Raw genomic sequence first — 22,048 nt, 5'->3', positions numbered from 1 at the left:
CCGATGACGATGGACATCGCCGCATGCGAAGACGTCGGCGTGGATCCTGTGCGCCTTCAGATGTTCCTATCGCGGGCCCGCCTGGAGGTCGAGCGCGGAGTGCTGCCCAGCGTGCAGGTCGCTGTCGCGCGGCAGGGTCGACTGGTGGCCTTTGAGACCTATGGCGAGGCGACCAACGACAGCCGCTACATCCTGCAGTCGGTCGGGCGTACCGTAGTCGCTGCCGTGGTGTGGAAGCTACTCGGCGAAGGAGTGCTCCACCTCGACGAACTGGTCGCCGACGTCATCCCCGAGTTCGCGACCCATGGCAAGGAAGCGATCACAGTCGAGCATGTGCTGACGCACAGCGCGGGAATTCCATTCGCGCCGTTGGGATACCCCAAACTGCTCGACCGCGAGAGCCGTCTGGCCGCGTTCGGGCGGTGGCGGCTGGACTGGGCGCCAGGCAGCCAGCTCCAGTTCCACCTCACGTCGGCGGCGTGGATCATCGCCGAACTCGTCGAGCGGCGCACGGGGCTGACGTTCGCCGACTACCTCAGGACGGCGATCGTTGAGCCACTGGGCCTGGGCCTGATCCTGCCGCTGCCCGCCGAGGAGTTTCATACGGCCCTCGCGGTGCCGGTCGCGATCGATCGGACCAGCGATGACCAGGAGGTCGACCCTTGGGGCCCTTGGTATCTCACCAAGCCTGCAGTCCTGGCCGGTGGTGAACCGAGCCACTCCATCGTGGCCACCGCAGCCGATGTTGCCCAACTGTTCCAGGCACTGTTCCACTCGGGATTGTGGGATGCGGCGACGGTTAACGACGCGATCCGGATCCGGATATCGCAGGCACCTCCTGGCGAGCAGATTTACGGCGGCAGTGACGAGATCGCGAACGTCGGCCTGTTTTGTATGGTGAGCGGAACCAATGGCGGGAGCTGGACGCCGCGAACCGGATCCGCCCGCACTTTCGGCCATACCGGCGCTCCGTGCCAGCTGGGATTCATGGATCCAGACACCGGAACGTCGTTCGCGTACCTCACGAATGGATATCCGTTGGCCGGCTACGACTACTCCCCGCAGGCCGTCAATCGCAAGATCAATCTCTGCAATCTCGGCAACGACCTGATTGCGTGAAACGGCAACAGCCCAACTAAGGAGACGACGATGACGACGACTAGTGCTGGAGTGTTCGACTGCGACACCCATATCTACGAACCCCGCGACGCGATGACGCGGTACCTGCCTAAGAAGTATCTGGAGAGCTCGATCCGACCGGTCCACAACGCTGACGGCAAGGACGTAGTGATGGCCGGCGATCGCCTGGCCACTTTCAACAGTGAGGAAGGAATCGGTTTCGACTTTGCCTATCGGCCCGGCTCACTTCGTGAGTTGCTCAAGCAAATGTCGTCCGGCAACCCCGAGGCCCGGTACTTGCCCGAGCCGATGCGCCGCGAGTACCTCGAGCGTGAACCGCGCCTGAAGCTACTTCATGAGCAGGGAGTGTCGCGCTGTGTCGTTTTCCCTGGGGCGCTGGCGCTTTCGGCGGAGCACTATGTTGCCGACACCGATGCGCTCTACGCCAATCTGTCGTCGTACAACCGCTGGTATGACGAGACCTGGGGATTCAACTACCAGGATGAGATCTATGCGACGGCGCTACTGTCGTTGCGCGATCTCGATCGTGCGGTGGCTCTCACCGACGAGATCCTCGAACGCGGGGCGAAGGTCGTGCTCCTGCCCACCGGACCCGCCTACGGCCGCAGCCCCTCGGACCCGTACTTCGATCCGATCTGGAGCCGGCTCAATGAGGCCGGCGTGGTGATCGCCTTGCACATCATGCCGTATTGGTACTTCGATGCCATCTCGCCGGCGTGGGGGCACGACCCCGATCCGGCCTCCTGGCACATGTCGGCCTGGCAGTGGATGAACACCTACGGCGAACGGCCGATCGTTGACACGCTATCGGCGCTGATCTTCGATAACCTCTTCGGACGTTTCCCTCGGCTCAATGCGCTTGTTGCCGAGCACGGTGCCAGCTGGGTCCCGCACACGCTCAATCATCTGGACAAGAGCCGGGGAATGGGCCGCAACGGCCCCTGGATCGGTGGACAGCTGGCCGACCGGCCGTCCGCGATCTTCAAGGAGCATGTCCGCGTGGCGCCCTACCCGGAGGACGACATCGCCGGCATCATCAGTCAATTAGGCGGCGACGACCGGATTCTCGTGTTCGGCTCGGATTTTCCGCACGCCGAAGGTGTGGTGACACCAGCCGATTTCGAACAGCTTCTGGTCGAGCTCCCCGCGGACATGCGACAGCGGATCATGAGTGGGAACGCCGCCGCCATCTTCGCCAGCTGACGAGTTGAACACGCCGAGCGGCGCGCACGCCGCTCGGCGCTCACCGCCCGGGCCGCTCCGGCCAGGGCACGGGAGTCGGGGTCGTTTTCGGGCCCAGCTCCCTGGGTAGCCGCTTGGCGATGGTCGCGATGTCCCAGGGACCGTCGTTGGTGATCTCTTTGTCCCAGCCGAATTCGGCGAGACGTGCGATCTCGTAGCCCTGGACCCGATACACCTGACCGTTGACTCCGCGCGATTCGTCGCCCAGCAGGTACAGCACGGTCGGTGCGATGTTGGCCGGGTCGCGATCGGTACCCGAGGCGAGTTCGCTGCGAATCAACGGGCCGGGCTCCTCGCGCAGCAGTTGTGCCTCACCAAAGATGGTGTCCGACATGCGCGTCGCCGCACTGGGTACGACGCAATTGGTCGTGATGCCATGCCAGCGAAGCGCATTGGCTGTACTCCACGTGAAGCCCAGGATTCCTGCTTTCGCGGTCGCGTAGCTCGGCAGGTTGGGCGCCCCAGCGAATGCACCGCTACCGATGAACACCAGGCGGCCCGACTGTTGCGGCATCATCACTTTCGCCGCGGCCTGTGCGCAGCTGAAGTGGCCCTTGAGATGAACGGCGATGACGTCGTCCCACTCCCGCTCCTCCAGCTCCCACATGTACTTCATCACCGTGATGCCGGCGCAACACACCAGTCCGTCCAGACGGCCGAACGAATCCACCGCCGCGGCGACGACGCTTCGGCCACCGGCCATCGTGGACACGTCCGCGGCTACCGCGATCGCGTGACCGCCTGCGGCGACAATCTCGGCCACCACCTCGGTCGCCGGGTCCGACAAACCGGTGTTCCTGCCGTCGACTGTGCCGCCATAATCGGCGACCACAACGCTTGCGCCCTCGGCAGCTGCCGCGATCGCGACCGCGCGGCCAATGCCTCGGCCGGCGCCGGTGACCACCACAGCCTTGCCCTCGAGATAGTTTCGCAACTCAGTCCTTTCGCAACGGTTGACGTCGATCATCCGATTGCAGGTGACCACGGTCAACCTGCCGTGCTGCCACAGCGACCGATTCGATCAAACCCTCTGCGCGTCAACGGCCAATCCGATCCGAACCTAACAGCAGGCAACTGCAGGCCCGTTTCCTCAACCTATTGCTACACGGAGCCTTTCCGTGACCAGACATGCGTGAGAATCTGTTGCTGCCAGTCGCTAGAGTGCCGGGACTGGGTCAAGGCATTGCGGGATGTGCCCAACGGCAGATCAAGAGGAGAATGGACTAATGGCGGAGCTGCCCGAATATCGGAACCTGATCGGCGGCGAGCTGCGCGCGCCGGAGTCGGGACGCTACCTCGACGTGGAGAACCCAGCGACGGGCCAGATTTGGGCGCGGATCCCAGCGAGCGAGCCAGCCGACGTGAACGCGGCCGCCGACGCGGCAGCGGCCGCGTTTCCGGCGTGGTCGGCGATGTCGGCCGCAGAGCGCGGGTTCTTCCTCACCAAGATCGGCGAGATCTTCGCCAAGCACGGCGAGGAGCTCGTGACCCTGGAGTCCCGGGACAACGGATTTCCGATCGGGAAGAACCTCGCGCGGTTCGGTCCGGGCCTCCAATTCCTGTGGAACCGGGCAGCGGTCAACACCCTCGACGCGGTGACCGGACGAAGTGTCACGCTCGCCCCGAACCTGCTTGGTTTCACTTGTCGCGAGCCCTATGGGGTGGTGGCCGTGATCGTCCCCTGGAACGCGCCGATAGGAATCATGTCGAACAAGGTGGCGTGCGCACTGGCTGCCGGTAACACGGTGGTCGTAAAGCCTGCCGAACAGGCGTGCGTGTCGGTGTTGAGGTTCGCCGAATTGGTCGCCGAGGTGCTGCCCCCAGGGGTGGTCAACATTGTTTCCGGGACCGGCGAAGTGGTCGGCGACGCGCTGGTTCGGCATCGGCATATCCGCAAGATCACAATGACCGGTTCCACCGAGACCGGTCGCGTTATCCAGCGCGCGGCGGCCGACAGGCTGACACCGTCGGTCTTTGAGCTCGGCGGGAAGTCGCCGAACATCGTCTTCGCCGACGCCGACCTCGATGCGGCCACCATCGGTGTGACGACGCTGGGAATTTTCATCCCCAACGCCGGCCAGGGCTGTGTGGCGGGCTCGCGAATCTTGTTGCAAAGACCGATCTTCGACGAGATGGTGCAGCGCATTCAGGCCGTTGTGGACACGCTCGCGCTCGGTGATCCGCTGGACCCGGAGACGACCATGGGACCGATCATTTCGGCAGCCCAGTACGACCGCGTCGTCGGCTATCTCGAGATCGGCCAGAAGGAAGCCGATCTGCTCTTCGGTGGCCGGCACGGCGGCGATCTCGTTCCGTCGGACCTTTCGGGTGGTCACTGGGTTGAACCGACTTTGTTCAAAGCAAACGACAACTCGCTGCGTATCTGTCAGGAAGAGATCTTCGGACCCGTCGGAGTGGCGATCCCGTTCGACACCGAAGACGAGGCCCTGGCTATTGCCAACGACTGTCGTTACGGACTCGCCTCGGGTGTCTGGACGCGTGATCTGGCTCGCGCGCACCGATTCGTCCGCGAGATCCAGTCCGGCAACGTGTGGGTGAACACGTATTTTCAAACGCGCTACGAGTTGCCGTTCGGCGGTATCAAGGACAGCGGATACGGTCACGACGAAGTCGTCGAGTTCACCCGCGAGAAGTCAGCGGTGATCTCGACCTGATTGCGCACGGGAACAACGCTCAACCCAACGGGCACAACGCTTTCCTTCGACAATGAGCGGTTGCGTCGCGGGGGATTATTCTCGTCGGCGGCGCTGGCGGTGGGTCGCTCCAAGCCCCTTGAGTTCAACGATCCGTTGATTGAGCTTCCGGGTCGCGTTACCCGACCGAATTGCTCGGAAGCAATGCAGTTCAAGACAGTTGCGTCCGCGTTACTCGCTGGCACCGAGGCAGACCGGCTGCAGGTTGGGTATCGCGATCGCTTCGTCACCACTGAATGATCTGTGCTGCAGCGGCTTTGACTGATCGTCGCCGACGATCCGCCGCGGCTGGCCGGAGAGGCCGCTGACGTCGCCTCGGACTCGATGTCGACGCCAGCGGACTCGGCGGACAACGGCGATGCCGCGAACCCGACATGCCCGTGGGCGTTACGTGCAGGCGCCGTCGATCTTGAGCTCGATCAAAGCGTCATCATCCTTCCCGAGACTGCGCAGGATGTCGTCGGTGTGTTCGGCAAACTGTGGTGCCCGGGTCAAAGTTGGCGGTGTCTCGTCGAATTGGACTGGATTGGCCACCAGATGGCGCTGCGCGCCATCTGCATCGGTCACTGTCACGATGTAACCATTGGCGTGCATCTGTGGATCGGTTGCGGTCTCGAGCGGGTTTTGCACCGGTGACCACGGCCCGGTCAAGGAGGCGAGGTGCTGCACCCAATGGGCGTAAGGCTTTTCGCTGAAGGCCTCGGCGATCTGGCGACCGATTTCGTCTGCGTGGGTGATCAGCCCTTCGGCAGTGCTGAAGCGGTCGTCTTCGAGGAGTTGCTCGAGGCCCAGATGTGCGCACAGATCGGAAAAGTGGCGGCCTGGCTGGACCATCATCAGCGTGATGAATCGGTCGTCGGAGGTGCGGTAGTTGCCGATGACGGGATTGACCGCGATGTTCGGCGGTGCCGTGAGCGGCGGAGCGGGGGTGACTTCATCGGTCAGCAGGGCGGTGGTCAGGGAAAGCGCCATCGCCCACGCCCCGACACTCATCAGGGAGACGTCGACCACTGAGGGCTCGCCGGTACGGTCCCGCGCGAACAGGGCGGCCGCGATGCCGCCCGCCATGATCGCTCCGCCAAGAGAATCGCCGTACGCGCCGGCGGGCTGGCGGATGAGACTGGGGCTGTCAGGCGGAGTCGAGCCCCACGCGCTACCGGTCCTGGCCCAGAACGTCGAGCCATCAAAGCCGGCTTTCTGCGCGTCGGGGCCATGCGGTCCGTGGCCACTGCCACGGACGTAGATGATCCCTGGATTCACGCTTCGGAGGTCGTCGACCTCGATGCGAAGGCGGTGGCACGCACTGGGTAGGAAATTCGTGATGAACACGTCGGCATCGCGGACCAGCTCCATGAGTACGGCGTGAGCGCTGGGGATTTCGAGCGCCAGGCCGATGCTGCGCTTGCCGCGGTTGGGGTGCTCCATCAGCGGCTGAAACGACCCCTCGGCAGCACCACCGGCGCCGATCGTGAGCCCTCGCTGTGCGTCACCGGTAACCGCGTGCTCGACTTTGATGACCTCGGCACCCCAGTCGGCCAGGACAGCACCTGCCGATGGCGCGAAGGTGAATTGCGCGACCTCCACCACCTTCACACCCTGCATCGGTTGGACGACCACGTCGTGACTCCTCTCACTCGAACACCGCCGTTGCGATGTAGGCATTTCACTGCCAATTAGACGGTGCGATGTCACTTTGTGTCGCCGGGGGGTGTAGCTTTCAGTCGAACTGATACAGACAGCCCGGAGGTTTTGATGGCCGAGGAAAGGCCGCGTGCTGTGAGGTGGCCTTGTCCGTCTGAAGAAACACTGACGGCTTGGTCCATGAACATCAGAACGAGGAGTAACCCATGAGGGTCATTGACATCGACGCCGGCCTTCTGCGCGAATCGTCCGCGGCAGCACTGCATGCTGCTGAACAGACACAGATCCACATCGACGCCGAGTTCGTCGGCCGGATACCCGAGCTCATGGAGACCTTGCGCAGCGAAGGCCCGTACGCCTACTCGATCATGCCCCATGTCCGGCCCGATGGAACCGTCGCCCTTCCCATCCTTTCCACCGCCGAGGAAATTCGTGACGCCTACACGATGATCCGCGGTGCGAGCGACCTGCTGAGTGTGGAACCGTTGGTGGAGATCCGCGGTACTTGGTACACGTTCCAAGAAGCGACGTCGGTGGGCAGGCCCAAGAACACCGGGATTGCTGGCGATAACTTGACCCTTGGTCTGTTCCCGGTGTCTACCGACAAAGGCATCACCGGTGAACTGGTGTGGGTGGTGAAGCCCCGAGCTGAACTCGGCGCCAATGTCCGAATCGGCGATGCGGACAAGTCAACCTGGGAGCTTCGCCGTGAGGTGCTGGCGCTGCATAGGCGATACCTTGGGGCGCTCGGTGATGCTGATGTGGACACGATCGTGGACTGCTTGAGCGACGGCGTAGCATCCGCGGTCCGCGACTACGTCGACGACACCGGCAAGCTCGCCAGCATGGAGGGCAAGGCCGCGCATCGTGCGTACTATCAGTCGTTCTTCGACACCTACTCCATTGAGTCGATCGACACGCTCGATCAGGTCGTGCAGGATTCGTACGTTTTCACTGAGTTGCGGTTCACGGCGATCCCGCGGGGTGCAGACTCGGGTCCCGTCGCGTTCCACACCGCAGAGTTCCACGTGGTTGGCGGCGACGGGTGCTTTATCGCCCGCATCGGTCATGGCACCGACCCAAAGTAGCGGCAGGAGAATCGCGGTGAGAGGCATAGACGGCGGGCTTGGGCCGATCACGAACCGACGAATCAATCGGCGAGACGCAAGGACGCCCTGGGATGAGCAGGCGTCTCGCTACCGGCTTCACGTCGCAGCCTCAAACGTAGTCGAGCTCATCACTGTCGCAGGTGGCTGGCTGGCTGATCGGGCGATGGCGGGATGGGAAGTGACAGGTTTCATTGCCGATCTGCACGACGATCGGCCCCTCCAGATTCTTGGTGTTGATCCGGTTCAATTCAACCCTGCGCTGGATCTTCGGGACTTGTGCGAGGCCGACTCCTTAGCCATTTCGCCGGATCTGTTCATACACGAGTCGCGAATCCGCACACGGCTGTCACGCGCCGCGACTCTCGGCAAGCCAGAAATCATCTTCGTCGGCGAGTCAATTCCCGCTGACGCTTGGGGCAAGCCAACCCGGGTAGAACATCAATGCAGCGGCGCTGCAGCCGCTTTCAAGCGGCATGCCCTGGCGGCGGCCGGGCAGCCAACAGATAGCGTCACCGACCGCGAGGTACTTCTGAGCTGGTCGACGCCCCGCGAAATTCGGCTGGGCTGCCGTTTGCTAACGGGTGGAAGATCTGATGCGCCAGACACCGCGAGTGCGGGCAGTGAGCAGCGGAGGTCTCACCGTTCCGCCACATCAGTCGCGCCGGCCGTCCGTCCCCAGAGGATTGTTGAGTGCTGATGAGTACTGAATTGTCCTCACCGCGATGTGCTTCGGCGTCGCGAAGGTTCACCGGGCTGCCAGGATCTATGACATCGCACACCCGAGAACTCGCCACCACTCATCGGCCGTGACAGTACGGACCGTCCATGGCTGATACATCGCGGCACTACGCGACCGTCTGGGAGACGATCGCCGATCGTACTCCGGAGCGGCCCGCGTTGCGGCACGGCGAACGTCAGGTGTCGTGGGCCAAGTTCGAGGAACGTTCGGCCAGAATTGCCTCTGCGCTTCAGAATTGGGGCTGTGGCCGTGGCGACGGCGTCGCTGCTTACCTGTACAACTGCCCGGAATACCTTGAGATCTTCTTTGCCGCGCTGAAGATTCGCGCGGTGCCGTCAAACGTCAACTACCGCTACACGAGCGACGAACTGTTGGCCCTGCTCGACAACGCCGAAGCCAAAGTCCTGTTCTTCGATGTTGCTCTCCGCGACCGGGTTGCCGCGATCGCGGACCAGGCGCCGGGACTGGTGCTCGTCGAGGTCGGTGGGCATGAGGCCGCGGCGATTTCGGGATCCCTCGCCTACGACGACGTCCTGGCCGCGGCCGACCCCGCACCGCGGATTCATCGTGACGATGACGACGTGTTTCTGTCGTACACCGGCGGAACGACGGGACTGCCCAAAGGCGTACTGATGCGGATCGGGCAGAGCGCAGACAATTCCTCGTTGTTTCGCGACCTGTTCTTCGGCGAGCGGACGGGGCTTTCCCCGGTGCAGTACGCGGTCACGCTAGCAGCAGAGGGAGCGGCGCCGTCTGCGATTCCGGCCTCGCCGTTGATGCACAGCACAGGCTTGGTGTTCGCCTCCTTGCCTACGTTGTGCGCCGGCGGCCTGGTGACCACCCTGTCGAGCACCTCGTTCGACGCGCAAGAGCTCCTCGGTGCCGCGGAAACCGTCAGGCCACAGGTGATCGCGATCGTCGGCGATGCTTTCGCGCTACCGATCGTGCGGGCGCTCGACCACGCGCGGTCCGACGGCCGTCCCTACGACATGTCATCGCTGCGGGTGATCTGCTCGGCAGGCGTGGCATGGAGTGCGCCGATAAAGGAACGCCTGCTGGCGCATCTTCCGCACACCACTCTGCTTGACGCCTGCGGGGCAACCGAGGGTCTGTCCTACGGCTTCAGCCAGGTGCGGTGCGGGGATGCGTTGTCCACGGCGACATTTCAGGCCGCCCGTGGGCTGAAGGTGCTCTCGCCACAGGGCCGGGAACTTGGCCCCGGCGCGGTGGGTCTGCTGGCCGGACCCACGACCGCCTCGGGCTATCACCGCGACCCCGAGAAGACCGCGGCCGCATTCCTGGTGATCGACGGTGTCCAGTATGCGATGCCCGGAGATCTGGGTCGGATAGCGGATGACGGCACCGTCACGCTGATCGGCCGGGGGACGGCCACCATCAATACCGGTGGGGAAAAGGTGTATCCCGCGGAAGTGGAAGACGCGATTCGTCGTCTTCGTGATGTCGATGACTGCTTGGTACTCGGCGTACCCGACCCGCGGTTCGGTCAGTCGGTCGCCGCGCTGGTGGTCCGTGCCGGTGGACATTCCCTCGGCGCCGACGAGGTGGCTAGCACGGTGCGAACGTCGCTGGCCGGATACAAAGTCCCGCGACGCATTCGATTCGTCGAGCAGATACCCCGGCTGCCCAACGGCAAGATCGACTACGCGAGCGCGTTGAGCATCGCGCAAACCGACACCACCAGCCGGGCCACGCCGGCGACCTGACTGCGCGAAGATTGCGCTCCTATCTCGGGCCTGGAAGTTCGTCGAGCGATGAGGTTCAGCAGTCGGCGATCGGCTGGCTACCAATAGGCTGTTGCGAGACGAGCGATCTCCTCAGTATCACCGCGCACCGGTACTCCTGAGGGCGCTATCTGCCGCGGTCAGCACGCATTGCTAGCTAGGCGAAATTGCCGCAAAAAAATGGCAGACGAGTGCCATAAACGGGTGGCGCAGTGCTACGGTCGGAGGAGATGACGAACGTGGGCAGTCGGCTCTGCGGATGCGCGATTCCTTGCAGCCGTTGGCAATTTCAAAGGAGACATTGTCGCAGTGAACGAGGTGAGGTCGAAATTCCCACGCTCGCAGGCCGCCGTCGTCGGCATCGGGTGCACCGAGTTCTCCCGTGACTCTGGAGTTTCCGTCTTCACCCTGGCGGCGCGGGCGGTCAAGGCCGCGGTCGCCGATGCCGGACTGACGGTCAGCGACATCGACGGGCTAGCCACCTTCGGGACCAACGACTCCATCGCGCCCAACCTGCTTGCGCCGTCCCTCGGAATGAAGAACCTCAACTTCTACGTCGATCAGTGGTACGGGGGAAGCGTATCGCTGTCGATGCTCGGGCAGGCCGCACTCGCCGTCAGCGCCGGCGTCGCCGACTGCGTGGTCTGCTACCGGGCGATCAACGGTCGCAGCGAGAATCGCCTCAACGGCTCGGCGACCACCGTCGCCCGACAGCCCTGGGACATGGCAGTGAAGGCGTCGGCAGGCGTCGTCGCACCGGCTCAGGAAATCGCCCTTGCCGCGCGCAGCCACATGGAGCGCTACGGGACAACGTCGGAAGATCTCGGTCGAATTGCGCTGCTGAGCCGGCACAATGCGCTCGATAACGACCGCGCGATGATGCGCACGCCGATGACGATGGACGACTACATGACCAGCCGATGGATCGTCGACCCGTTTCGCAAGTTCGACTGTTGCCTGGAGACCGACGGCGCGGTGGCGGTGGTGGTGGTCAGCGCCGAACGCGCGAAGGATCTACCCCACCGTCCGGTGCTGATCGGCGGGGCGGCGTGGGGCGGCGGCGTGAACATCATCAACAATGGTCATGAGGATTTGTCCCAGTCACCGGCGCGGTTGATCGCCCCCCGGCTGTACAAAGCGGCCGGACTGGGGCCCTCCGACATCGACTTCGCCGAACTCTACGACTGTTTCACCTTTACCGTGTTGTCACAGATCGAGGGCTATGGATTCGCCGAGCCCGGCGGTGTCCCCGATATGTTGGCTGCCGGCGCGTTCGACCGCTCGGGTGGTTCGTTGCCGATCAATACCCACGGCGGATTGCTCTCCGAGGGGTACTTGCACGGGCTCAACCACATCTTCGAGGCGGTTGAGCAGATCCGCGGTGACGCCGGCGATCGACAGATTGACAAGCATGATGTGGCGCTGGTAACCGGGCAACTCGGATACGTCAGCGGATATTCTTCGGCTGCCGTGCTGGTCGGTGCATGATGGCTGGGCCCCGGTTAATCCCAGTGCCCGACCAGGATTCGGCACCGTACTGGGCAGCATTGGCCGACGGCCGGCTGGAGCTGCAGCACTGCCGCACCTGCACCCATTGGACTTGGCCGGCCCGCCCGATCTGCTCGTGGTGCCAGGGTGAGGACTTGACGTGGGAACAGGTCAGCGGCCTCGGCGAGGTGCACAGCTGGATTGTGACCTACCAGCCGTACGGGCCGGCCTTCGTCGATGAGGTTCCGTACACCGTGGCGCTGGTGCGGCTGGACGAACAGCCCGACCTCCTCATACCGGGCCCGTTGACGTCGGACGTGGACATCCACCAAGGCTTGAGAGTGCATGCCATACCGGAGCGTGTGGCCGATGCCGTCGGTGTACTCACGTGGACTGCCGACATGCAGGAAACCACCAGTGAGACAGCTCACAACGAGTGATAGGGATGAAAACCAATGTCGCAACTCACGATTCGTGATCTCGCCCCGGCGTTCGGTGCGGAGATCGAGGGCCTTGACCCCAGCAGCAAGCTCAGTGGGGATGACGCGGCCTTGCTGCGCCGCACGTTTGACGAGCGGGGGCTGTTGAGGTTCCGCGGTCTTGAGCTGGAACCCGATTATCAGAAATACCTGGCGAGCCTGGTGATCGGTCGCGAGGGCCCGGCACCCGACGGCGCCCCCTACGACACGTCGGATGTGTTCTACGTGTCGAATAAAGAGGATGACGGCGGTGCGCCATTCGGGCGGCTGCTCTACCACTGCGACATGATGTGGTCGGACGACCCATTTCAGGTGTTGACGCTGTATGGGTTGGAAGTGACCCAACCTGCGGTACCGACCGTGTTCACCAGCGCCACCCACGCGTGGAAGACGTTGCCGGCCGAGCTGCGCGCGCGGATTGAGGGTCTGCACGCCCTCCACATGACCGGACAGGCTAGGCGCGCCGGCGATGAGCCGGGCGAGCTCCTGCAGGCTGAGCGTGCGACCGCCCGATCGGTGACGCGACCGATTCCCTTCATTCATCCGCGCACCGGAGACCCGATCCTGTACGTCAGCCAGATGATGACGCGAAAGATCGTTGAGCTGCCAGGGCAGGACAGCGAGGATCTGCTCGGCGAGGTGTTCGCCCACCTTTACGACCCAGCGCAGACGTGGGAACAGGATTGGCGCGAAGGCGATTTCGTGATGTGGGACAACTTCTCAATCCAGCACGCCCGCGGGGAGGTCAAGTTCGATGGGCCGCCGAGGACATTGCGCAAGGTGATCGCGCCTCGGGTGATCGCCGATGTGGAGAAGCCGCGGTTCACCAAGGTCGGCTCCTAGCCGCCTCGCGCAGTTCGTAGTTCGATGTCGACAGAGAAGAAAGCAGGTTCATCACTCAATGAGTGAATTGCGATTCGATGGAAAATCGGCGATTGTCACCGGGGCTGGCCGCGGGGTCGGGCGCGGCCATGCGCTGCTCCTAGCCTCCCGTGGTGCTCGAGTCGTGGTCGCCGATATCGGCGGGAGCCTCGACGGGAGTGGTTCTTCCGCCGAGCCGGCCGAGCAGGTGGTGCAAGAGATCAAGGCCGCCGGTGGCGAGGCAGTCGCCTGCCACTCCTCGATCGCCGAGGTCGAGGGCGCCGCCGCCATCGTGAACACCGCCCTCGACACATTCGGCGGCCTCGACATCGTGATCAACAACGCCGGAATCCATGATCCCGGTGCCTTTACCGACCTGCCGCTCGAGAATTTCCAGCGCATGTTAGACGTGCACTATCTTGGGGTCGTCTATGTGTTGAAGGCGGCATGGCCGCACCTCAAGAAGTCCGGCAGCGGGCGCGTCGTCAACACGTGTTCAGAAGGAATGGCCGGCATGCACCCGAACGTGTCGAGCTATGGTGCGGCCAAAGGCAGTGTGATGGGTCTGACGCTGTGCCTGTCCACCGAGTGTGAGAAAGACGGCATTCGAGTCAATGCCGTTGCACCGCGCGCTGCCACCAGGCTTGCCGACCTCGGCACCCTCGTCGAGGCGTACGGAATCACCCTGGAACAGGCCAAGGCGATCATGGCGCCGTACACCCCCGAGGCGGTGGCACCGGTGGCGGCTTACCTCGCTCACGAATCGTGTGAGCTGAATGGGGTGGTATTGGCCACCGGTGGCGGTCAGGTCCAGCGCCTCGCGCTCATGGAAAGTGAAGGCATCAAAGTCGATGGGCTGACCGTCGAGGACGTTGCGGCCAACATCGGCATCGTGACCGACCTCGGCAACGCGCAGGTTCTCGCAGGGCACTGATCGGCCCGACCAGACCCGGTTCATCGAGAAACACTGTCAGGCGGTCGGGCCCGGCATCCGCGGCCTTCGCAATCCTTGTGCGGCCGCGAGACATCTCCTGTGCTACGGCCAGTCGCGGGCGGGGACGAACAGTGACGTGGGGTGCGATCGGCCCCGGAGGACCGTGTCGCCCCGCGGCCGCCAGTTCAATCGCTCAACGGGACCGGCCCGATCGAGCGCTGCTGCCGAACACACGATCTTCTGCTCGGTCGACTTGGCGAAGTCAGCCAACCGCGCTGCTTCATTAACGGCATCGCCGATAACCGTGTATTCGTACCGATTTTCGGCACCGATGTTTCCGGCGAAGACGGACCCGGCGGAAACGCCGATGCCGAAGTCGACAAGCGGCAGTCGGCGCATCTTGATGCCTAGCGCTCGAGCGGTCGCCAACGCCTCTGCGGTGGCGGTCCCGCTCGGCAGCGGTACCCCGAAAATGGCCAACGCGGCATCCCCCTGGAATTTATTCACCAGGCCGTGGTGTTCATCGACTTCGTTGACCACGATGCCGAAGAAGTCATTGAGCAGTTGAGCCACCTCGTGGGGGGAATGACTGGCAGCGAACTGTGTCGATCCCACCAAATCGATGAACAGGACCGCGGCCTCGCCGACGTCGCCGGACAGCGATGCACCCTGTTCGATCGCCCGCTGGGCCACGTCGGATCCGACATGGCGGCCGAAAAGGTCACGCAGCACATCGCGTTCCGCAAGCCCGGAGACCATCTTGTTGAACCCGGTCTGCAAGCGCCCGATTTGGGAACGCTCGTAAACGCTTACCTCAGTGTCGATGCGCCCGCGTTCGACCTGCGACATCGCGTCGATGACTTCTTGAAGAGGGTCGGATATGGATCGGGAAATCAGAAACATCGCCGGAAGTCCAACGAGGCCTGCGGCGAGTGCTACCACGAGCACGGAAATATTGACGTCCGATGAATCGGCCAGTGTCCCACCGTTGGATTGCACGACAACCAAACCGGCAATTACCCCGCACGGCACCGTGTTGCACAGTAACCAGGTCACCATCAATCGCGTGAGGACATCGGGTGCGGAAATGCTGCTGCCCGATTCCTTGATCGCCGTCAATACGATTGGGCGCAGGTCGTGTTGGGTGATCAGTGCAGCGGTGCTGATCGCCGCGATGGCGCCCAGAAGGGCCCCCAGGGCCGTCGGCAGCGCGATATCGGTCCATCTGCTGATGTTGGACACAAGGACAGTCGCCCCGCCTGCAAACCAGATGCCGGCGAGGATCGCTGATTGCCGTCTGACTAGGCCGCGGGCCGCTCGACGCTGATGCGAATCAGGTTGTGCGCCAGCTAAGTACCACCGCAATCCCGGAGTGATGATCAGCACTCCGGCGAGTGCGACGCCAATGCATTGGGCCATCACCACCACAACCGCGGTCACCAAGTTGGGCGCGAAAACACCCTGGACCGGCCGAAGGCCCAGGGGCACCACGATGGCAACGGCCGCCCCGATCGCCATCAGGTGGGCGGCGGCGAGGCGCGCACCGTAGGCCGCGGCATACCGGCGAACCGAGCGTGGTCGAGCCGGCGAGGACACCGCGAGCCTGCGTTGCCTATTTCGGCGTGAACGCGAGCCGCAGCATGGCGCATTGGCTGTCGAAGAACGACCGAGCAACCCGAGTCTTCGGCTGGATGGCATCGAAGCCGTGAAATGCGCCGGGAACCACCGTCACCTCACACGGAACCCCGGCGTCCTTCAACTGTTCGGCGTAGGCGAGATCCTCATCGTGAAACAGGTCGAGATCCCCGACACCGATCCAAGCCGGGGCAAGCCCAGCCAAATCTGTCCGGCGAGCTGGCACTGCCAGGTTCGGATCGGTGTCGCCGAGGTATGAGTGCCAGCCGAATCCGTTGCTGCTGCGGCTCCACAGTCGGCTCTTGGGATGCTCTGCCTCGGGTCGGTCAGCCGTGCGGTCGTCGAGCATGGGATACACCAACAGCTGCGCTCGAATAGATGGTCCGCCGCGGTCGCGTGTCAACAGGGCCAGCGCCGCTGCGAGCCCACCCCCCGCGCTTGCGCCCCCGACCGCGATGCGCCCTGGGTCCACCGACGACAGTTGCGCCAACCATGTCAAGGCGGCGTAGCAGTCGTAAAGCGCAGCAGGGTATGGGTTTTCGGGCGCCAGCCGGTAGTCGACCGCCGCAACGACCGCGCCAAGCTCACTGGCGAACCGCGCGCACAGCTTGTCGTCCAGAGCCGCGGTGCCGATCACGTAGCCGCCGCTATGGATCCACAACAGCGCCGGGCACGGGACGGATGTGAGCGCGGGAACGAACACCCGCACCGACACCCCCGGTCGCAGCTTCACAACCTTGATGTGGCTCGGTGTCCGGCGGGCAAGAATCCGATGCGGAAACCGGATCAGCCGATATGTTCGCGGCGTCACCACCTGCTTGGGCAGAAACCGACCCAGCCGGCGCAGGTCGGGATGAAAATCGGTGCCGGGCATCAGATTCAGTGGTCGCCGACTAGCACCTGGATCGCAGCGACCGGGCAGGTGTCAGCAGCCTCGATCAGCAACTCGCGGTCATCGATGACGGGATCTGCGACGGTCGACTTGCCATTCGGGCTGGCCAAGAAGGTGTTCGGGGCGATCGCGCGACACATCGCGTTGCCGACGCACAGATCCTCGTTGACACTGACGGTCGGTGAGTTGGGGTTCATTGGTCGCTCCTCTTCGTTGTCGAAGCGCACCGATCGGCTAGACAACGGTGCCGCCGGCGATCAATGCGCGCAGTGCCTGCTGGTCGACGGTCCCCGACGGTACGGCGGGTCTCTGCTGGCGCGCTGCTTCAACCCACTGGTCCAGCACGTTGTCGCCCGACAGGGGTGTCCGTGTGTTGTCCCGTTCGAGAGTGCCGGTCGCGTCCGGGGAAGTCATACGCCAAGCGCCTCGAGCAGGTTCTCACGGTGCCGTGCCGGGCTGCCCAGCAGATATTCGCTGCTCTTAGCGCGGCGGAAGTACAGATGGGCCGGATGCTCCCAGGTGAAGCCGATGCCACCGTGGATTTGGATCGTGTCGACAGCGACGCGGAAGTACGCCTCGGAGCAAAAGACCTTTGCCATGGCGGCGACAACTGGCAGGTCGGGGGGGCTTGTCGCGGCAACCGTCGCGGCGTGCCTGACGATCGAGACCATCCGCTCCACGTCAAAGGCCATGTCAGCGAGCTTGTGTTTGATCGCCTGGAAGGCGCCGATAGGCCGGCCGAACTGGTGACGGAGCCTGGCGTAGTCGACGGACAGCCGCATGAGTTCGGCGGCCGCACCGGTCTGCTCTGCGGCGAGCGCGACACAGGCGTGATCGAGCATCGACGCCACCGCGGGGGCGGCGGTGCCATAATCGCCGACCAGCGTCGCCGGGGCGGCATCGAACCGCACCTTGGACTGGCGCCGGGTGAGGTCTAGCGTCGAGAGCGGCACGATCGTCACGCCAGGGCCGTCCGCGTCGACGGCGTACACGCTGGAGCCGTCCGCCGCGGTGACCACCACCAGAATCAGCCCGGCCGCATCAGCATTGAGGACCATCGTCTTTTCACCAAGCAGCCGCCACTCGTGCCCGCTGCCCGTGGCCACGACATCGGACAGATCGCGCGGATCCCACGAGCCGGCGCCTTCGGCGATCGCGACGGTTGCGATGAGCTCGCCACTTGCGATTGCCGGTAGATAGCGAAGGTTGGCCTCCGCGTCGCCGATCTCGACGAGCAACCGGGCTGCCAGGGCGATGGTGGGGAAGAAGGGTGACGGGACCAGCGCGCGGCCCAATTCCTCAAAGACGATAGTCGTTTCCTCCGGCCCGTACCCGGAGCCGCCGAACGGCTCGGGCAGGCTCAGACCATGCAAGCCCAGCTGACCGGCCATCAGGCCCCAGAGCCCCAAGTCATAGCCCTGTTCGCTGTCCGCGACGCTCCTGACCGCAGCCTCGGGGGAGCGTGATTCGAGCAGGCGCCGAATGGTTGCCCGCAGTTCGGCGTGCTCGTCACTGACTAGATCGGGGATGAACACGTACACCTCACGCTGATGATTGCCCGTTGGATCGGGCAGACGTCCCCGCTGTCTGGTTGAACGGGAGATCCCGATCGGCTTGCCGATCGCGGGGCAGCCCGAGCAGCCGTTCGGCGATCGTGTTCTTCTGTATTTCGGTCGTTCCGCCCGCGATACCGGTCATCGGGAAGAACAACAGCTCATGAGCCCAATGCGCGCTGTCGAGATCGTCGTGCTCCCACGCCAGCACATCCGGGCCGCCGACGAGTATCGCTGCTTCGGCGGAGGCTCGTGCCGAGCGCGCGATGCCGACCTTCCCGATCGATCCGACTGGGCCCATCTCAAGACCGGCGGCGGCAGCGGCTCGCATCCGTCGGCCCATGAAGTCGAGCAGTTGTTCGTCGATGTAGATGTCGGCCAGCCGGGTACGCACCGCCGCGTCGGTGTGTACTCCGCGTTTGCGGGCCAGCGCGACGAGTGGATCGAAGGTATCGGGTGCGAGTCGAGCGCCGGTGGTTCCCGCACTCAACGCGATTCGCTCGTGCAGGAGCATCTGGTTCAGCACCGCCCATCCGGCGTTGTAGCCGCCGAGCAAGTTGGCCTGCGGAACTCGGACGTCGTCCAAGAACACCTCGTTGAAGTGGGACTCGCCGGTCATCTGCCGTAGCGGGCGGATGTCGACACCGGGACTTCGCATGTCGACGATCAGCATCGTCAGACCTTTGTACTTCGGCAGTGATGCGTCGGTGCGCACGAGCGCTGCAGCGTAGTCGGCCTCGCCGGCGGCTGACGTCCAGACCTTCTGGCCGTTCACAACAAGCTGATCGCCGTCAAGCGTGGCGCGCGTCGTGACGCCGCCGAGGTCGGAACCCGCACCAGGTTCGGACAGCAGCTGCGTCCACACCTCATCGCCGCGCAACATGGCTGGCAGGTGACGTTGTTTCTGGTCCTCGGTGGCGGTGTCGAGCAGCGTCGCCGCGCAGATTCCGACGGTTACGGAGCTATTCGTCAATGCCCAACCGCACCAGGCGGTTTCCTCGTTGAGGATGGTCTGATACTCGGCCGGCAATCCTCGGCCCCCGTATTCGACGGGCCAGGTGACATGCAGCAGGCCTGCATCGTACGCGCCCGCCGTGGTCCGGCGACGGTCCTCGTCGGTATACGAAGCCTGCGCTGCGGCATCGACGTTCGCGCTAAACCAGCTGCGCACCGCAGCGCGGAACTCCGTTGCCGACGGGACTTCGGGTTGGACGGCTTCGGCAGTCACCGCTCCCATTGTGCGCAAACCCTCCCAACACGACATGGTGGCCGGACTGCCTACGCCATAATTCGTACGGAGTGCGTCCGATATGTGGGTAACATACCGCATGCTGGAGGCCGCTTCAAGGGGTGCGCCAGGGGCGGACGCCTCGACCGGTAGGATTCGTACGGTTTCGGTCCGCTGGTCCGCCCCAAAGATTCGCCACCGCTGGGGCCCGCGACGTTGGAGAGGGTCCTGATGACTGAGGCTGGTGTTGCCCCCGCCACCGTTGGGCGTAAACGTGATCCGTTGATCGAACCGCGGGTGTTCGAAGCGGCCATCCGCGTGTATGCCCGCGACGGGTGGGCCGGTTTCACCTTCGAGGCGGTCGCGCGTTCCGCGCGGGTCGGCAAGCCTGCGATCTATCGGCGCTGGTCCAACCGTGAAGAGTTACTGGTGGCGGCCCTGCATACAGCGGATTTTCCGACTGCGCGCGACTGCGGCTCGGTGCGCCAGGATCTCTTGGACTACGCCGGTCAGTGGGTTGAGTGGTATCAGCACGCGCACCGCGCGCTGGCCGCGCGGCGGATCGTCTACGACGGCCACGCCAATCCGGGATTGCAGGCTTTGCACCATGGCCTGATCGTCAAGCCGCGCACCGAGGCCGCCCGCGATATCACCCGCCGAGCGATCAAGCGCGGTGAGATCGATTCGACCGTGCGGTCGTCAACAGTCGTCGATCTGCTCGTCGGAGCCATGTCGACACACTGGGAGATGACGCCGGAGACGGGGCGCGCTCACCTGCGGCGCACCTTCCCAGCGTTCGCTGAGTCGTTGGTCGACATCATCCTGGCGGGTGTCCAGGTCGAGTCGGGCGCGGCCGTTCTCGTTCCGGTCGACCGGGACGGCGTGCACCGCACGAACGACAGGAAGCAGACACGGCGCGCCGTACGTCGATAGCGCGCTAGGCTATTGCGAACGAGACTCGTACGTAATATGGTCGTCGACCATGGGATCCGTGCTCGGGCTCCAAGGCGGTGCTTTGCGTGCCACGGCAAACGAGTTGTCCAACAGAGGAAATTCCGCGCTTAGACACCGCTGGATTCTCGACTGGAGAACAATTGCAGGCGCATATCGGTCGCGAGTCCGTACGAGCTCTACTAACTAACAAGTGAAGTCAGACGTCATGAGGGAGACACCAATGAAGGTGAGCGTGGAGGCCGACAAGTGCGTCGCGGCTGGGCACTGTGTGGTGGCAGCCCCCGATGTTTTCGACCAGAACGAAGATGACGGTGTTGTGATCGTGCTCGACGACGAACCCGGTCCCGAACACCATGACGCGGTACGCCAGGCGGCTCAGCTCTGCCCGGCTGCAGCGATTCGCCTCATCGAGAAGTAGCCCCGGGGATACCGGACTGACACACCCCCGACACCGCCCAACCACTGGAGAGCCGTGACTACGACAAGCGATACCAACGACACAACCAACCTGCCGAGCTTCCCGCCCACGCGTCCGGCGACGTGCCCCTTCGATCCGCCGGCAGAGTTCGCGCAATGGCGAGAGACGGACGGCTTGCGGCGTGTGGTGTGGAACGGTGTCCCGGTGTGGGCGGTGAGCCGGTACGACGACATCAAGTTCGCGTTGACCGACCCGAGGATCAGCGCCGACACTCTCGGCAAGCTGCAGCCAGGCTTCCCCGATGGAGCCGAGAGCACGATTCCGATTTTTCCCCGGATGGATGACCCGGAGCACAACAGGATCCGTCGTCTGCTGACAAAGGATTTCACCGTCAAACGGGTTCAGGGCATGCGACCACAGATCCAGAAGATGGTCGATGAGTTTCTTGACGACATGATCAAGAAGGGCCCGCCCGCCGATGTGGTACGCGACTTCGCGCTGCCCGTCCCTTCCCTGGTGGTCTCGATCCTGCTCGGGGTGCCCTACCAGGACCACCAGTTCTTCCAGAAGCACAGCCAGGTGGTGCTCAACATGGAAGCTTCGGCCGAGGACCACGCGAACGCCTCGATCGCACTGTTCGGGTTCCTCTACGAACTGATCGGCAAGAAGGAACACGAGCCTGACGACGCTCTGCTCAGCCGCGTATTCCATGAACACGTCGTCAACGGTGAGCTCAGCCGTGAAGCGTTGGCCGCCAACAGTGTTCTGCTGCTGCAGGCCGGCCACGAAACCACGGCCAACATGATCACCCTGTCGACTCTGTACCTTCTGCAACACCCCGACCAGTTGGCCCGAATCCGCGACACCGAGGACCCCGCGGTCGTCACGAAGGCGATCGAAGAACTGCTGCGCTACCTCACCGTGGTCACCAGCCTCGTTGAGCGCATCGCTGCCGAGGATGTCGAGATTGGTGGCCAGCTGGTCCGCGCCGGTGAGGGTCTCATCATCAATCTTCCTGCCGGAAACCGGGATTCGGCATTCCTTGCCGACGCCGACAGCTTCGACATCGACCGCAACAATGCCGGCCATGTCGCATTCGGCTACGGCACCCATCAGTGCATCGGACAGGTGCTGGCCCGTGCCGAACTCGAGATTGCGGTGCCAGCGTTGCTGCGTCGCATCCCGGGGCTGCGGCTGGCGGTGCCGCTGGAGGACTTGCAATACCGCGGCGACATGGGCGTCTTCGGTGTTCACGCCATGCCCGTCACTTGGTAACGGG

The 22,048-nt window shown here is 63.9% G+C and carries 20 protein-coding genes; 12 read left to right on the top strand and 8 right to left on the bottom strand.

The genetic code is table 11. The features are described from left to right. Positions 1–3: 3 nt before the first annotated feature. A complete protein-coding gene (locus tag EV580_RS32095; protein ID WP_108055506.1) occupies positions 4–1,119 on the top strand; it encodes a serine hydrolase domain-containing protein in 1,116 nt (371 codons plus the stop codon). A 30-nt stretch (positions 1,120–1,149) separates the two neighbouring features. Beyond that, complete coding sequence (locus tag EV580_RS32090; RefSeq protein WP_108055273.1) at positions 1,150–2,343, top strand: amidohydrolase family protein; 1,194 nt, start codon at positions 1,150–1,152, stop codon at positions 2,341–2,343. A gap of 40 nt (positions 2,344–2,383) precedes the next feature. Here the strand turns inward: EV580_RS32090 and EV580_RS32085 are convergent, their stop codons facing one another. Beyond that, positions 2,384–3,316: an SDR family NAD(P)-dependent oxidoreductase gene (locus EV580_RS32085; protein ID WP_158279044.1), complete on the bottom strand. Its 933-nt coding sequence runs from the start codon at positions 3,314–3,316 to the stop codon at positions 2,384–2,386. Between the two features lie 292 nt (positions 3,317–3,608). Here EV580_RS32085 and EV580_RS32080 point away from each other — a divergent pair, with 292 nt between their 5' ends. Continuing rightward, positions 3,609–5,057, top strand: a complete 1,449-nt coding sequence (locus EV580_RS32080) for an aldehyde dehydrogenase family protein (protein WP_165934669.1) — start codon at positions 3,609–3,611, stop codon at positions 5,055–5,057. A gap of 426 nt (positions 5,058–5,483) precedes the next feature. Here the strand turns inward: EV580_RS32080 and EV580_RS32075 are convergent, their stop codons facing one another. Further along, complete coding sequence (locus EV580_RS32075) at positions 5,484–6,713, bottom strand: CaiB/BaiF CoA transferase family protein (RefSeq protein ID WP_353619871.1); 1,230 nt, start codon at positions 6,711–6,713, stop codon at positions 5,484–5,486. A 230-nt stretch (positions 6,714–6,943) separates the two neighbouring features. On the opposite strand from EV580_RS32075, the gene EV580_RS32070 reads away from it, so the two are divergent. The 6 genes from EV580_RS32070 to EV580_RS32045 all read left to right on the top strand — a co-directional run bounded on the left by EV580_RS32070 (position 6,944) and on the right by EV580_RS32045 (position 14,089). Continuing rightward, positions 6,944–7,825, top strand: coding sequence for a nuclear transport factor 2 family protein (locus EV580_RS32070; RefSeq protein ID WP_133696894.1), 882 nt, complete (start codon positions 6,944–6,946; stop codon positions 7,823–7,825). 846 nt (positions 7,826–8,671) lie between these two features. Continuing rightward, positions 8,672–10,309: an AMP-binding protein gene (locus EV580_RS32065; RefSeq protein ID WP_133696893.1), complete on the top strand. Its 1,638-nt coding sequence runs from the start codon at positions 8,672–8,674 to the stop codon at positions 10,307–10,309. A gap of 327 nt (positions 10,310–10,636) precedes the next feature. After that, positions 10,637–11,815 carry a thiolase C-terminal domain-containing protein gene (locus tag EV580_RS32060; RefSeq protein ID WP_221220598.1) on the top strand — a complete coding sequence of 393 codons (1,179 nt, stop codon included), beginning with the start codon at positions 10,637–10,639 and terminating at the stop codon, positions 11,813–11,815. Between the two features lie 23 nt (positions 11,816–11,838). After that, a complete protein-coding gene (locus tag EV580_RS32055) occupies positions 11,839–12,255 on the top strand; it encodes a Zn-ribbon domain-containing OB-fold protein (protein ID WP_158279045.1) in 417 nt (138 codons plus the stop codon). Between the two features lie 15 nt (positions 12,256–12,270). Then, a complete protein-coding gene (locus tag EV580_RS32050; protein ID WP_108055278.1) occupies positions 12,271–13,137 on the top strand; it encodes a TauD/TfdA dioxygenase family protein in 867 nt (288 codons plus the stop codon). 58 nt (positions 13,138–13,195) lie between these two features. Then, positions 13,196–14,089, top strand: coding sequence for an SDR family NAD(P)-dependent oxidoreductase (locus EV580_RS32045; protein WP_108055279.1), 894 nt, complete (start codon positions 13,196–13,198; stop codon positions 14,087–14,089). Between the two features lie 102 nt (positions 14,090–14,191). On the opposite strand, the gene EV580_RS32040 is transcribed toward EV580_RS32045, so the two are convergent. The 6 genes from EV580_RS32040 to EV580_RS32015 form a co-directional block, all read right to left on the bottom strand. Then, positions 14,192–15,607 (bottom strand): adenylate/guanylate cyclase domain-containing protein, encoded by a 1,416-nt coding sequence (locus EV580_RS32040; protein ID WP_133696891.1) that lies wholly within the window; start codon positions 15,605–15,607, stop codon positions 14,192–14,194. A gap of 94 nt (positions 15,608–15,701) precedes the next feature. After that, complete coding sequence (locus tag EV580_RS32035) at positions 15,702–16,598, bottom strand: alpha/beta hydrolase (protein WP_108055280.1); 897 nt, start codon at positions 16,596–16,598, stop codon at positions 15,702–15,704. A gap of 5 nt (positions 16,599–16,603) precedes the next feature. Further along, on the bottom strand, positions 16,604–16,813 hold the full coding sequence (locus EV580_RS32030) for a ferredoxin (protein WP_132163751.1): 210 nt from the start codon (positions 16,811–16,813) through the stop codon (positions 16,604–16,606). Positions 16,814–16,850: 37 nt separating this feature from the next. Beyond that, positions 16,851–17,030, bottom strand: coding sequence for a hypothetical protein (locus tag EV580_RS32025; RefSeq protein ID WP_108055282.1), 180 nt, complete (start codon positions 17,028–17,030; stop codon positions 16,851–16,853). After that, a complete protein-coding gene (locus tag EV580_RS32020; protein WP_208114684.1) occupies positions 17,027–18,157 on the bottom strand; it encodes an acyl-CoA dehydrogenase family protein in 1,131 nt (376 codons plus the stop codon). Before EV580_RS32020 ends, EV580_RS32025 begins: the two co-directional genes overlap by 4 nt. Position 18,158: 1 nt before the next feature. Continuing rightward, on the bottom strand, positions 18,159–19,397 hold the full coding sequence (locus tag EV580_RS32015; protein WP_158279046.1) for an acyl-CoA dehydrogenase family protein: 1,239 nt from the start codon (positions 19,395–19,397) through the stop codon (positions 18,159–18,161). A gap of 231 nt (positions 19,398–19,628) precedes the next feature. Between EV580_RS32015 and EV580_RS32010 the strand changes: the two genes are divergently transcribed. From EV580_RS32010 to EV580_RS32000, 3 genes are all read left to right on the top strand, one after another. Further along, positions 19,629–20,330, top strand: coding sequence for a TetR/AcrR family transcriptional regulator (locus EV580_RS32010; protein ID WP_133696889.1), 702 nt, complete (start codon positions 19,629–19,631; stop codon positions 20,328–20,330). Positions 20,331–20,571: 241 nt separating this feature from the next. Continuing rightward, positions 20,572–20,769, top strand: a complete 198-nt coding sequence (locus EV580_RS32005; RefSeq protein WP_108055285.1) for a ferredoxin — start codon at positions 20,572–20,574, stop codon at positions 20,767–20,769. Positions 20,770–20,823: 54 nt separating this feature from the next. Further along, positions 20,824–22,044 carry a cytochrome P450 gene (locus EV580_RS32000; RefSeq protein ID WP_108055286.1) on the top strand — a complete coding sequence of 407 codons (1,221 nt, stop codon included), beginning with the start codon at positions 20,824–20,826 and terminating at the stop codon, positions 22,042–22,044. Positions 22,045–22,048 lie beyond the last annotated feature (4 nt).

It is taken from the genome of Mycobacterium sp. BK086, assembly GCA_004362315.1.
In the GTDB taxonomy this organism is placed as follows: Bacteria; Actinomycetota; Actinomycetes; order Mycobacteriales; family Mycobacteriaceae; genus Mycobacterium.
The sequence above is the reverse complement of the archived record's forward strand: the minus strand, read 5'-3'. Positions and strand labels throughout refer to the sequence as shown.

Excerpts from the sequence above, each read along its gene's own strand:
- EV580_RS32045 (WP_108055279.1), top strand. The coding sequence starts at position 13,196 with ATGAGTGAATTGCGATTCGATGGAAAATCGGCGATTGTCACCGGGGCT.
- EV580_RS32030 (WP_132163751.1), bottom strand. The coding sequence starts at position 16,813 with ATGAACCCCAACTCACCGACCGTCAGTGTCAACGAGGATCTGTGCGTC.
- EV580_RS32065 (WP_133696893.1), top strand. The coding sequence starts at position 8,672 with ATGGCTGATACATCGCGGCACTACGCGACCGTCTGGGAGACGATCGCC.
- EV580_RS32090 (WP_108055273.1), top strand. The coding sequence starts at position 1,150 with ATGACGACGACTAGTGCTGGAGTGTTCGACTGCGACACCCATATCTAC.
- EV580_RS32035 (WP_108055280.1), bottom strand. The coding sequence starts at position 16,598 with ATGCCCGGCACCGATTTTCATCCCGACCTGCGCCGGCTGGGTCGGTTT.
- EV580_RS32080 (WP_165934669.1), top strand. The coding sequence starts at position 3,609 with ATGGCGGAGCTGCCCGAATATCGGAACCTGATCGGCGGCGAGCTGCGC.
- EV580_RS32005 (WP_108055285.1), top strand. The coding sequence starts at position 20,572 with ATGAAGGTGAGCGTGGAGGCCGACAAGTGCGTCGCGGCTGGGCACTGT.
- EV580_RS32050 (WP_108055278.1), top strand. The coding sequence starts at position 12,271 with ATGTCGCAACTCACGATTCGTGATCTCGCCCCGGCGTTCGGTGCGGAG.
- EV580_RS32095 (WP_108055506.1), top strand. The coding sequence starts at position 4 with ATGACGATGGACATCGCCGCATGCGAAGACGTCGGCGTGGATCCTGTG.
- EV580_RS32040 (WP_133696891.1), bottom strand. The coding sequence starts at position 15,607 with ATGGCGATCGGGGCGGCCGTTGCCATCGTGGTGCCCCTGGGCCTTCGG.
- EV580_RS32010 (WP_133696889.1), top strand. The coding sequence starts at position 19,629 with ATGACTGAGGCTGGTGTTGCCCCCGCCACCGTTGGGCGTAAACGTGAT.
- EV580_RS32025 (WP_108055282.1), bottom strand. The coding sequence starts at position 17,030 with ATGACTTCCCCGGACGCGACCGGCACTCTCGAACGGGACAACACACGG.
- EV580_RS32070 (WP_133696894.1), top strand. The coding sequence starts at position 6,944 with ATGAGGGTCATTGACATCGACGCCGGCCTTCTGCGCGAATCGTCCGCG.